Below are 11,320 nucleotides of genomic sequence, written 5' to 3'. Positions count from 1 at the left end.
CTATAACCGCCGCCGCCTCCGCAAGCACAAGATCTTCGGCTACCTCACCCCAGCCGAGACCAGGCAGCGGCATCAACACACCCTTGCGGCATAACCCTCACGTGTCCAAGATCACGGGGAAACTTCAGTTGATCTGTCCTGCACTTCGCAACGCAGCACGTGTGTGCGCATCAGACGCAGCTCGATCGGCCCGATGATCGGTGTTGCGTCCACGGCGCTGGTGATCAGCTCGCCAACCAGCCGTTCGGCGATGTCCGACACATGCCCCAGGCCCCACCCGTCAAGCGTCTGACGGGTGAACTGGCTCCCCGCGAGAGGTGCCTCGTGCGTGTTGCCGAGGGACTGGTGGGCGACATCGCTTGCGGTAAGGCCATCGAAGCGGGCGGTGAGCAGCGCGATGTCGTCGTCCCGGTCGCCCGGGCCGAGTATGTTCAGGATCTCGTCGCAGAGGTACTCCAGCGGTGGCGGCGCGCCGGGCTCGGTGAGCAGTGCCGTCGCGGCCAGTTGCTCACGGAGCTGCTCGATGCCCGTCGAGATATCCCTCATCCTGGACTCGACCAAGCCGTCCGTGTAAAGGACCAGTGTCGAGCCAGCCGGTACTCCCAGTTCCACTGCTTCGAAGTCGACGCCGCCGACGCCGACCGGGGCGCCGGGCGGCACGTGCAGCACCTCGGCCCGGCCGCCCGGGTGAAGCAGGACGGGCGGGGGATGGCCGGCGTTGGCGATGGTGATGCGGTGTGAGACCGGGTCGTAGACGGCGTAGAGGCAGGTCGCCATGCGGTCGGTGCCCAAGCGCTGGGCCTGCTCGTCGAGGTGGTGCAGGACCTCCTGCGGGGGCAGGTCGAGGCCGGCGAGGGTCTGCGTGGTGGTCCGCAGCTGGCCCATGACCGCCGCAGAGGTCATGGAGTGGCCCATGACGTCCCCTGCGACCAGCGCCACGCGGCTGCCCGGCAGCGGGATCGCGTCGTACCAGTCGCCGCCGATGCGTGCGGTCTCAGCGGCGGGCAGATAGCGGGCCGCCAGACGCACCCCGGATGCGCGGGGGAGGGTCTGGGGCAGCATGCTGCGCTGCAGTTCGGCTGCGAGGTAGGCCTCGCGGTCGTAGAGGAGGGCTTTGTCGATACCCAGAGCGGTCTGAGTGGCCAGCTGGCCGGCAACCTGCAGATCGTCCGGCTCGAAAGGGACCCGCTCAAGGCGCCGCAGGAAGACGGCGGCACCAACGACTCGGCGGAGCCCCCGCAGCGGCGCCAGCAGGGCCCGTGAGCCGGAGGGCCCGTTGAAATCGTCGCCCAGTAACTGGTGCAGGGCGTCGTGGTGTGCTGGGTCACCGAAAACCGGACGCACCCCTTGAAGAACCTCGGCAAGGGTGCTGCCTGGGCGTACGGCGACCATTTCCGGTGGCATTACAGGGCCTTCGTCCACCTCGGCGGTGCGGGGATCCACTGGAAGGAAAGAGTCGAAGCCCGTCGACTCGTCAGGCAATCGGTCGGTGCGCCGCAGCCTCAACTGCACCGGCCCCACCGGACGGTCGTCCCCCACCGGCAGCGGATCCCGCAGGTAGACAAAGATCGAATCCGCGAACGTAGGTACCGTGGCCCGGCACAGCCCCATCACGATCTCGTCCAGATCCAGGCCCCGAGAGATCCGGCGTGCGGCCGCACCGACGAACCGCATCCGATCGCCCTGACGTACAACGAGAGCGGTCCCCGGCTGACGGTTGTGCGGAGTTGTTCCGAACAACCCGTCCTCGGAAGGCGCTGGGACGTCCTCGGCCCCGCTCACGCGAACGATGCGCCCCCGCACCGCTCCGTCGCCCACCCCAGGAGGATACTCAGCACCGAGTTCGTCGGCGATCTCCTGAACAGCCTCATGCTCGCGGTCAAGGACCTCACGGGCCTTGCGGAGCGTGGCGTCCACCTGGTCAAGTCTGCTGTCCGCATCAGCTTCGAACAGGACCTGCTCAGCGAGCACAACCGCGCTCGATCCGCTGCCCGCACCGACAGGGTCCACGCTGCCAACTCCGCGCAGCTCGGACTCCAGGTACTCGATACGACGAGCGGCCAGATCGGCCAACGCCTGGGCGCGTTCGCGTTCGGCTTCCGCGCGGGCAAGCTGGATACGCAGATCATCTTCCTGCGTCGCGACCCGCCTGAGCCTCAGGTGCGTCACATCGATCTCACGGCTGAGGGCGTCAGGAGACGCCTGCAACGACTCAAGACGACGGGACAACTCCCTCACCTGCGCCTGGGCCTGCCCGAGCAACGCAAACAAGACGGTGGCCATCTGCAGCGACTGGTGGCGGGCGCGTTCGCTCGCCTCATAGGCTTTGCGGGCTCGGTTGAGTTCCTCAAGCGCACTGATTGCGCGCTCCTGAGCTTGCAGAAGCTCGCGTGCAGGCACAGCAGGTTCACCGTCCACACCGACAACCGTGGGCTGCTCCTCTGCGGCCTTCCACAGCGCCCTCGGCTTCTCCAAATGCTGGCCCGTCGTGGCCTGGGACTCATCTGCGAAGCAGATGTCCGCGACGGCCTCGACGGTGTCCCAGGTCAGGCCGACACCGGCGAGACGTTCACGCAGCTTGCGCTCGTCCGGCACATTCTCGTCTGCAAAGTGATCCTGCGTGAGCGCCGCGTGTAATCCCCTGACAGTGATGCCGGCACCGTCCAGCCAGTCACGGATGATCGCAACGATGTCGTTGATCTCCTGACATGGCCCTTTGGGTGGACTCCACGGGCGCCCCGGACGCTTCCCCCCACTCACCCCGAAGACTCCTCAGCCAGAGTTATCGCCGACAACCCCACGTTGTCAGCCGAACAACATCCAACCGACACACCCGGCCTGGCCGCAGGTAGATCCTCGAATCCGATGCCGTGGGCTTCCAGCAATGCCTGCAACCTGAACCTGAGGAGACGTAACCCATGAAGATCCTCGTCGAGGCCATCCCTGAGCTGCTCGGCGCTCTCGGCTCGACCGGAATCATCAGCGCCATCACTTGGTGCGTTGGCCGCCGACGCGCCAAGCGCCAGGCCGCTGTGCAGGCTGAGCAGTGAACCGCCCCAGGATCGGTGGAGGCTACCGAGTGTTTTGGGCGTGGTCTTGGATTCGATCACAGAGCGGCCGGATGTTCTGACAGATCGAACCCCCGGTGTCTGTTCGGCTACGTCCGTCACGGCCTGGTGACCGGCGCTGGCATCTGTCGCATAACGCCGGACTGGGGGCGGATGATCGCGGCTCCAGTTCCACGAGAGGGGCTTTGAATGCTGGCCAGGTTGAAGGGGGCTGTGACGGCAGTCGTCGTCGCAGGGGTGCTGCTGGCGCCGTTGGCGTTGGCATCGGAGGCAGCGGCGGCGACATGCGCCCGGCACACGACCGGGGTGTGTAAAGCCAACAGCCCGCATCCGCGCGGCTCGACGGCGAAGTGCAAGGACAGCACCTACTCCTACAGCACCCATTTTCGCGGCACGTGCTCCAGCCACCGCGGCGTGAAGTACTGGTACCGGTAGGACCTGCACTTCGCGTCCCGCCCCGACCAGGGAGCCGAGGCGGGACGCACCGCATCCGGGCCGACGGCTGCCCGGAGCGGCACCGTCCCGGTCTGCCGACTCACTACGGTCGGTGCATTCCAAGAGCGCCCGGGTAGGGGCGTCCCTCCAGGTATGCCTGCATGTTGACCACGATGCCGGCGATACGGCGGGGCCCCCAGGAAGCAACGTCGGCGTTCACGGGGGCCGCGGTCGTGACGAAGTTCAGGATGAAGGCGTCACGCAGGAGCAGGTAGGGCTCCAGGAGGCGGGAGAAGTCGGTGGGCAGGGGGCGCACCTGGGTGTAGCCGTCCAGGTAGCCGCGGGCGAATTCCTCGTAGCCGCCCGGTTCGTTGTGCGCGATGCGGTGGACGGAGGACAGGATGGTGGCGATGTCGAGGAGGCAGTGGCCGGTGCCGCAGTCGTCGAAGTCGATGACGCCGACGCCGCCGTCAGGCAGGGCGATCATGTTTTCGCGGTGCAGGTCGCCGTGGATGCGCCCCCGGTCGGTCGGGCCGCCTTCCTCGAGGGCCGGGGTGATCAGCTCGGTGACCTTGCGCAGTGCGGCGGTACCGTCGGCGCCGAGCTGCTCGTGGGTACCCGGGCCGGTGAGGGCGTGGCCGTGGTGGAGGATCGTCTGCGCGTCCCAGACCGGCCGGTCGAAGTCGGGCAGGTGCACGGTGGCCGCGTGCTCGTGCAGGTGAGCGGTGGCGGTGCCCATCTTCTGCGCGGTGCCCGGTCGGCGGTATGGGGGTTCCGCCGTGCCGGGGAGCCAGTGCAGCAGGGCGAGGGTGGCCGGCTCGTCGTGGTCGGGGACCTCGATGGGGACCACGTAGTGGCCGCTGGTGGTGGTGACGGGATCGGGAACGGCGACCGTATGGGCGGAGGCGAGGCTCTCCAGCCATCGCATCTCGCTGCGCTGCTGGTGGGCGGGGCGTCCGTCGCGGATGGACAGGCGGGCGACGAAGGAACTGTCGTGGTCCGGCGGGGTGATCCGCCAGACCGCGTTGTCCTCGTACTGCTGGACCTCCACTGCTGCGGCTGCGCCGTCGAATCCGTAGTGCTCGGTCAGCGCGGCCCGCGTCAGTCGCTCAAGCAGGTCGAGCTGCGCGGCGTGGGAGAGGTCGTGGGAAAACTTCGGCACGGGTTTCCTCGGTGGTTGGCTCGGAGATGCAGGCTGGTGATGCGGCGGCCCGGTTAGGCACGGGCTGCGGCTGTGCGGGTTCGGTGGGGCCGGTCGGCGCTGGCACAACCGTGGCCTGGGCGGCTGTTGTGCTCTTGGTTGCGCTACGGGGACGATCCGGGGCGGAGGCGGCGCCTTTTTCGACGCTATCAGGAGGATGCGGTCATTCCGGATCATTTTCTCGCCCCCGTGCCCGCCTCTGCTGGAGCGCGGAAGCCGCCTCGGGAAGGAAGAACTGCTGGCCGTACAAGCGCTCTTGGAAGCAGCTGTTCACCGGCTTGGGCTCCTTCCGGCATCGAGGACGGACCGGTGCGGGAGCGCGCCGGTGGGGGCGACGATGCCGAGGAAGGCGTGGGTGTAGCGCTCCCATTCGCCATGAAGGGTGGTGGTGTCGGGATGGTGGGGCTGGGGGTCGTGGAGCAGGGCGAGGAGGTGCTGGGCGAAGGCGGCGGTGTCGTCGACGGGGACGAAGGCGGCCGGGGAGGCCGCGGCGCCGTCGCGGTGGCCGGGGATGTCGGTGAGGACCAGGGGGAGGCCGTGCTGGCGGGCTTCGAGGACCGAGATCGGCACTCCTTCGAAGCGGCTCATGGACACGAAGCCAGCGGCGCCGACCAGCACGCTGTCCACGAGGTCCTTGCGCCAGACTGCGCCGAGCCAGATGACGCGGTCGGTGATGTTCAGGCGGTCGGCGAGCAGGCGCAGCGGGATCGTCTGGTCTCCGTCGCCGATGATGACGAGGCGGACGTGCTGGTCGGTCTGGTCGACGACGCGGGCGAAAGCCGTCAGGAGGGCGTCGTGGCCCTTGTGGGGGTAGAGGCTCTGGATGGCGACGACGTAGGGGCCGGCTGCCCAGGGCCAGGGTGGGGGTGCGGGGGTGGTGCGGGGTTCGGTGGCGTTGGTGAGGGTGCTGACCTTGGCGGCCGGGACCCGGACGTCGTCCAGGAGGAAGCGGGTGGAGCGGCCGCCCACGGCCACGACGTGGTCCTCCCAGCGTGCGAGGGTCCTGTCGAGGCGGTTCTTCGCCCGGGTGCGCAGGTGGGAGTAGTCGGAGTGGCAGAAGCGGATCACGGTGCGGGCTGTGTGCAGGGCCGGGCGGATCGAGGGGTAGAGGCGGCCGTCGCCGAACTGGAGCAGAACGACGTGGCCGCGCACGAGGCGGGCGAGGAAGGCGTGGCGGGCCAGGCGGCCTGGGGGCGCGGTGACGAGCCGGGCCTGCGCCGGGAGTTCGGCGATGAGGGCGTTGTCGCGGCCCGGGTCCAGGACGCAGACGGTGACCTCGCATCCGGCGTCCAGCAGGATGCGGGCGTGGGAGAGCAGGACGCGCTCCAGGCCGCCCACGGTGAAGTGGCGCAGGATCATCACCACATGGCGGCGGTCGGTCGGCTGGGCGGTGGGCATGGCGGTCTCCCCGGGTGCTGGTAGGGCGGGCCGGGGCCGTGAACGGGGCCCCGGCCCGGAGGGGGGTGGGGTCAGTGGGTGCGGTGGACCTTGTGCTGGGCGGCCTGGGCGAGGGGCCGTATCTCCATGAGGTCGATGTCGACGTGCGCGGGACGGGTGGCGCACCACACCACGCACTCGGCGATGTCCTCGGGGGTGAGCGGGTTGTCGACGCCCTGGTAGACGGCGGCGATGGCCGCGGGGTCGTTGTGGAAGCGGGTGCGCATGAATTCGCCGCCGTCGGCGTCGCCGCGCATCATGCCGGGGGCGATCTCGGTGATGCGGACGGGTAAGCCGTTCGCCTCCAGGCGCAGGGTCTGCACGAGCGCGGTGAGGGCGTACTTGCTGGCGGCGTAGGCGGCGCCGCGCTCGTAGGGGACGCGGCCGACGGTGGAGCCGATGAACTGGACGTGGCCGTGATGGCGGATGAGGTGGGGCAGCAGGGCCTGGGTGGTCTGGACGACGCCGATCACGTTGGTGTCGTAGGTGGCGCGCCAGTCGGCGAGGTCGCTGTCGGCGATCGTGGCGGCGTGGGTGGGGATGCCGGCGTTGTTGACGAGCAGGGTCAGCGGGAGGGGGTGGGCGGCGACGGTGCGTTCCAGGGCGGCCACCGAGTCGGCGTCGGTGACGTCGAGCTGGTGGGTGGCGATGCCGCTGTCCGCCGACGGGACGGTCGTCAGGCGGCGGGAGGCCGCGATGACCGTGTATCCGGCCTTCTCCAGGGCTTGGGCGGTGGCCTGGCCGATGCCGACGCTGGCGCCGGTGACGACCGCGAGACCGCGTGGCGCCCGGTTGTTGGAGGTGGATGTGTTCATGGACGTGTTCCCTTCATGACGGTGGGTGGTGCAGGGGGCAGGGCCTTCTGCGGGCGTGGGGCTCAGGAGTCCAGGAGCCAGGCGTGGGCCGGGTCGGTGTGCAGGGCGAGGTGGGTGTCGGTGTCGCCGTGCGCGGCCCACAGGTAGTAGAGGTCGTGGCCGGCCGCGGCGGCGATGGTGTGGTAGCCGCCAGGGACGGCGGCCAGGGACGTGTCCGTGAGCACCGTGGTGTTGGCGTCGCGGACGCTGTCGTCGTAGGCGAGCAGGACCCCGAAGCCGGTGTCGGGCCGTACCCGGAAGGCGAACGCCTCCTGGAGCTCGGTCTCCATGGGCGGGTTGCTGTGCTGGTGGCGGTGCGGCGGGTAGGTGGACCAGCGCCCGTCGAACGCGAGGGTCTCGCCGATCAGTAGCCCGGCGGTGCGCGGCGGTGTCAGCAGGGTGGTGACGTGCCGCTCGAACGAACCGCGGCCGCGGACCTCCCGCCCGGGCGCGGTGATCGCGGTGGGCTGTATGGCCTCGGGCGGTGCGGCGGTGACCGGTGCGTGCGCCTCAACGGCGTCGGCGCCGTCGGGGCCGGCGGTCAGGTCTGCGGTGGAGCCTGGCGGGAGGTACCAGCCGGCCGCGGGCTCGGTGAAGGGGTCGGTGCGCGCGATGGTGTGTTCGCCGTCGGGCAGGGTGGTGGTGAGTTGGCCGCAGAGCAGGATCAGCGCGCTCTCCTGCCCGGGGCGGGCGGTCAGGGCGAGTGGTGCGCCCGGGGCGAGCCGGTGGTGGGTCAGGTCCAGGCCGTTGGGGGTGCGGACGGTGGAGGGGGTCATCGTGGCTCTCCGGATATGTGGTGGGGCTGGGGTACCGGCAGGCGGCGGGCCTGGCGGCTGGCCTCGTACATGGCGGTGCCGGTGGCGACGGCGAGCGCCGCTTCGGCGGCGGTGGCGAACTGTGTTGGGGCGCCGGGCTGTTGGCGCAGGGCGTGGGGCAGGGCGGTGAGCATCCGGCGGTCCGCGCCCGCGTGGGGTCCTTCCTCCCGGGCGATCTGCCTGCGGGCACCGTCGCCGCCGGCGTCGCCGTTGGAGGCGGTGCGCAGCTGCACGGTGTGGGGGCCTGAGCGGGCGTCGTAGCGGACGGTGCAGACGCCGGCGGTTCCGCGGAGGGTGCAGGTGTAGCCCTCGGTGGGCGCGTCGGTGGTCAGGGTGTAGCGGGCGGTGGCGCCGGAGGTGTACTCGATCAGGGCGCTGAGGCTGTCGTGGATGTCGGCGTCGGCGGGGATGCCGTCGGCGCCGGGGAAGTAGTTGCGGCGTGCGAGTTCGGCGGTGACCGCGGCCGGTTGGGAGCCGAGCCACCAGGCGAGCAGGTCGAGGTGGTGGGAGGCCTTGGTGACTTCCAGGCCTCCGGAGGCGGCGCGGGTGCGGTGCCAGCGGGTGAAGTAGGAGCGGGAGTGCGAGGCGTTGAGGGTGTAGTGGAAGTCGGCGACGGTCACCGTGCCGATGTGTCCGTCCGCGAGCAGCGCGCGGACGTGGGTGTGGAGGTTGGTGAAGCGCAGGTTGTGGCCGACCAGCAGCCGTCCGCGCGAGACGGTGTCGGCGTGGACGAGAGCGAAGGCGTCCTCGGTGGTGGTCGCCAGCGGCTTCTCCACCAGCGTCGCTACGCCCGCGGTGAGGGCCTGCATCGCGTAGTCGCGATGTGCAGCGTCGGGGGTGGCGACGATCACCAGATCGGGCCGCTCACTCGCGAGGATGTGGTCCAGGTCGCTCGGGCGGGCGGCTGCCGCGCCCGGCAGCGCGGCAGCCACTTCACGGGCGGCTCGGACATCGGTGTCCACAACGGCCAGCGCCGCCACCGGCTGTTCCTGGTGGGGCGGCAGACAGGCCAGCCAGGGGCCATAGACCTTTCGGGTCCGCCGTCCGGCCCCGATCAGCACCACCCGCAGCGCCCCGGTCACCGGACGGGCTCCGCAGCAGTCGCGGCGAACGGGCGCCCGGCAAGGACGACGCGGCGCACGTTCAGGTCGGTGTCGAGCATGACGACGTCGCCGTCCGCGCCCGGGAGCAGGCTGCCCTTGCGCGGGTAGAGGCCGGCCGCGCGGGCGGGGGTGGCGGTCGCCATGGTCAGCACGTCCTCGATGGGCGCTCCGGTCATCTCCCGCATCCGGGCCACACATGTCGCGAGCGGGGTGACGCTGCCGCACAGGCTGGCATGATCGGCGGTGGCGGCGTAGCCGTCGTGGACCTGGCCGCGGCTCGCCCCGGTGCGGAACGTGCTGCCCGGGGGCAGGCCCATCCCGGCGGTGGCGTCGGAGACCAGGCACAGCCGGTCTGGTCCCAGGCAGCGCAGGGCGATAGTCAGCAGGGTGGCAGGCAGGTGGTGGCCGTCCGCGATGACTTCGGCCGTGACCGTGTCGGACGCGAGCGATGCCTCCAGCAGACCCGGAACACGGTGCAGGACGGGGCGGGTCAGCGCGGACTGGCCGCTCCACAGGTGGGCGAGGTGGCTGAGGCCGAGCCGGCGGGCCCGGGCCAGGTCCTGGGCGGTTGCCGCGCTGTGGCCGGCGGACACCCGCACCCCCGCCTGCGCGAGATAGGTGATCAGCGCGTCGGCGCCCGGGAGTTCCGGCGCGAGCGTCACCATGCGCAGGCCCTCCGGCAGCGGCGTGAGCTCGGCACGGAGCTGCCCGGGCGTGCACAGGTGGCCGGGGTCGTGCGCGCCACGCTGGCCGTGGGCCAGGCACGGGCCCTCGAGGTGGACCCCGGCCAGCGTAGGGGCGTCGGGGCCGGACAGCAGAGCAGCGGCGGTAGCCAGCGCGGCGGCCGTCCGTGCCGGGGACGTGCTCGCCAGGGTGGCCAGGACGGTGGTCGTGCCCGCGGCCAGGTGGGTGTCGAGCACGTCGTGCCAGGCGGCGGGCTCGGGCTCGGTGAAGTCGTGCCCGGACGCGCCGTGGACGTGGATGTCCACCAGGCCAGGGGCGACCAGCAGCCCGTCGGCGTCGACCGGCACCGGACCGTGCACGCAGGTATCGCTGACGACGCCCCGGCAGATCACCACATCGCCGCTGCCCCGGCGCCCGGGCGCAGTGTGGACCTGCAGGCCGGAGCGGACGACCGCACACCCGGCGCCGGACAGGCCGCTCACCGGTGTCCTCCCGGCCCGGTGACGGCCGCCGCGGTGGTGCAGGCGCAGGCGGTGCCGTCCGGGCCGCCGGGCAGGTGGCGGTCGTACGCCTTGCCGTCCCAGAGGAAGCGGGTGCCGTCCGGGACCAGCGGCTCAGTGAGGGCCAGCGCCACCGCGTCGGTCAGCGCGCCGCCGAGGGCGTCCAGGAGATCGACCTTGCGCAGCAGACCCAGCTCGTGCAGACGCCGGGCATGGACCAGCTGCTCGCTCTCTCTGATCTGCCGGGGAATCGCGATCGTGTTGGCCCTGGTCGCCAGGACCTCCCCCAGCATGTTCGACCCGGCCGCGCCGACGAACAGATCCGCCGCCCGCATCCACGGCAGCAGGTCCGGCTCGTACGTCCGGATCTCCACCCCGGGGTCGTCCTCCCACAGCTGCCGCAATGCCTCCTGGTCGGAGGGCTCCAGGTAGGGGCCGGTGACCAGCAGGGCCCGGTCGAAGAAGTGGCGGCGGCCGCGCAGGGCCGTCGACAGCGCGCGCCACAGGTCCCCGGCGCCCTGGCCGCCGCCCATCGCGGCGACGACCAGCCGTTCATCGGCGCCGATGCCGGTCTGCGCGCGGGCCTGGTCGCGGGGCAGGGTGCAGGGCTCAGCGAGGTAGCCGGTGTAGTGCAGCCGGTCGGCAGCCTCGGGCGGGATGTCGTAGTAGTCCGCGAGGTCGAACACCTCGGGGTGGGTGTGCACGTTGAACTGGCAGTAGTGGTCCAGCACCCACGGCCCGCGGCCGTCCCGGCCGAAGTACTTGCGCGTCGTCTTCTCCTTGTCCAGCAGCACGCCGCGCAGGCTGAGGACGGTGTGCTGCGCGTACCGGGCCTCCAGCGCCGGCACGAGTTCGTCATCGGTGCCGCGGGGGATGTGGTCGCTCAACAACACGTCGGGCCGGTAGTGGCGCAGGAACGCGGTGATGAGGTCGGCCCGCACCTCGTGCAGGGTTTCGGTGTCCATGGCCAGGCGCGGGCGCAGGTGCCATCCGTCGGGGTCGTCGAAGTTCGCGAAGGAGGGGATCTTGACGACGTCCACCTCCGGCGGGAGGAGGCCCAGGCCGCGGTAGGCGCCGGTGATCCCGGCGACCGAGTACGGGTGCTCCGAGCGCAGCAGGTAGTGGGCGACTTTCGCGGTGCGGGAGGTGTGGCCCAGGGAGCGGCCGTTGTGCCAGTACAGGGCGACGGTGCGGGCGCGGGCGCCGGGGTTCGTCATCGGCGT

At 70.9% G+C, this 11,320-nt stretch carries 10 protein-coding genes; 2 read left to right on the top strand and 8 right to left on the bottom strand.

What is annotated here, in order from left to right; all coding sequences use genetic code 11:
- Nucleotides 1-111: 111 nt before the first annotated feature.
- Nucleotides 112-2,760 (bottom strand): SpoIIE family protein phosphatase, encoded by a 2,649-nt coding sequence (locus ACFPIH_RS43235; RefSeq protein WP_381183531.1) that lies wholly within the window; start codon nucleotides 2,758-2,760, stop codon nucleotides 112-114.
- A 158-nt stretch (nucleotides 2,761-2,918) separates the two neighbouring features.
- On the opposite strand from ACFPIH_RS43235, the gene ACFPIH_RS43230 reads away from it, so the two are divergent.
- Both ACFPIH_RS43230 and ACFPIH_RS43225 read left to right on the top strand, forming a co-directional pair.
- Nucleotides 2,919-3,050, top strand: a complete 132-nt coding sequence (locus ACFPIH_RS43230) for a hypothetical protein (protein ID WP_381183534.1) — start codon at nucleotides 2,919-2,921, stop codon at nucleotides 3,048-3,050.
- Between the two features lie 207 nt (nucleotides 3,051-3,257).
- Nucleotides 3,258-3,503, top strand: a complete 246-nt coding sequence (locus tag ACFPIH_RS43225; protein WP_381183537.1) for a DUF3761 domain-containing protein — start codon at nucleotides 3,258-3,260, stop codon at nucleotides 3,501-3,503.
- A gap of 103 nt (nucleotides 3,504-3,606) precedes the next feature.
- Here ACFPIH_RS43225 and ACFPIH_RS43220 read toward each other — a convergent pair whose 3' ends face one another.
- The 7 genes from ACFPIH_RS43220 to ACFPIH_RS43190 form a co-directional block, all read right to left on the bottom strand.
- Entirely contained in the window at nucleotides 3,607-4,665 is a 1,059-nt protein-coding gene (locus ACFPIH_RS43220) for a phosphotransferase enzyme family protein (protein WP_381183540.1), read from the bottom strand.
- Nucleotides 4,666-4,974: 309 nt separating this feature from the next.
- Nucleotides 4,975-6,102, bottom strand: coding sequence for a glycosyltransferase (locus tag ACFPIH_RS43215; protein WP_381183543.1), 1,128 nt, complete (start codon nucleotides 6,100-6,102; stop codon nucleotides 4,975-4,977).
- A gap of 71 nt (nucleotides 6,103-6,173) precedes the next feature.
- Nucleotides 6,174-6,956 carry an SDR family oxidoreductase gene (locus ACFPIH_RS43210; RefSeq protein WP_381183546.1) on the bottom strand — a complete coding sequence of 261 codons (783 nt, stop codon included), beginning with the start codon at nucleotides 6,954-6,956 and terminating at the stop codon, nucleotides 6,174-6,176.
- 62 nt (nucleotides 6,957-7,018) lie between these two features.
- Complete coding sequence (locus ACFPIH_RS43205; protein WP_381183549.1) at nucleotides 7,019-7,771, bottom strand: 5-deoxy-glucuronate isomerase; 753 nt, start codon at nucleotides 7,769-7,771, stop codon at nucleotides 7,019-7,021.
- The gene (locus ACFPIH_RS43200; RefSeq protein WP_381183551.1) at nucleotides 7,768-8,892 is read right to left on the bottom strand and encodes a Gfo/Idh/MocA family protein; all 1,125 of its coding nucleotides are present in this window, start codon (nucleotides 8,890-8,892) and stop codon (nucleotides 7,768-7,770) included. Before ACFPIH_RS43200 ends, ACFPIH_RS43205 begins: the two co-directional genes overlap by 4 nt.
- Nucleotides 8,889-10,079, bottom strand: coding sequence for an N-acetylglucosamine-6-phosphate deacetylase (locus tag ACFPIH_RS43195; protein WP_381183554.1), 1,191 nt, complete (start codon nucleotides 10,077-10,079; stop codon nucleotides 8,889-8,891). Before ACFPIH_RS43195 ends, ACFPIH_RS43200 begins: the two co-directional genes overlap by 4 nt.
- On the bottom strand, nucleotides 10,076-11,314 hold the full coding sequence (locus tag ACFPIH_RS43190; protein ID WP_381183557.1) for a glycosyltransferase family protein: 1,239 nt from the start codon (nucleotides 11,312-11,314) through the stop codon (nucleotides 10,076-10,078). Before ACFPIH_RS43190 ends, ACFPIH_RS43195 begins: the two co-directional genes overlap by 4 nt.
- Nucleotides 11,315-11,320: the final 6 nt, after the last annotated feature.

It is taken from the genome of Streptomyces vulcanius, from assembly GCF_042653945.1.
GTDB classification, from domain to species: Bacteria; Actinomycetota; Actinomycetes; order Streptomycetales; family Streptomycetaceae; genus Streptomyces; species Streptomyces mangrovi.
Note: the sequence above shows the minus strand (reverse complement) of the source record. Positions and strands in the feature narration are given on the sequence as shown.

Bases quoted from the DNA above. Each gene is read 5' to 3' on its own strand.
- ACFPIH_RS43230 (WP_381183534.1), top strand. From the start codon at position 2,919: ATGAAGATCCTCGTCGAGGCCATCCCTGAGCTGCTCGGCGCTCTCGGC.
- ACFPIH_RS43225 (WP_381183537.1), top strand. From the start codon at position 3,258: ATGCTGGCCAGGTTGAAGGGGGCTGTGACGGCAGTCGTCGTCGCAGGG.
- ACFPIH_RS43215 (WP_381183543.1), bottom strand. From the start codon at position 6,102: ATGCCCACCGCCCAGCCGACCGACCGCCGCCATGTGGTGATGATCCTG.
- ACFPIH_RS43210 (WP_381183546.1), bottom strand. From the start codon at position 6,956: ATGAACACATCCACCTCCAACAACCGGGCGCCACGCGGTCTCGCGGTC.
- ACFPIH_RS43205 (WP_381183549.1), bottom strand. From the start codon at position 7,771: ATGACCCCCTCCACCGTCCGCACCCCCAACGGCCTGGACCTGACCCAC.
- ACFPIH_RS43190 (WP_381183557.1), bottom strand. From the start codon at position 11,314: ATGACGAACCCCGGCGCCCGCGCCCGCACCGTCGCCCTGTACTGGCAC.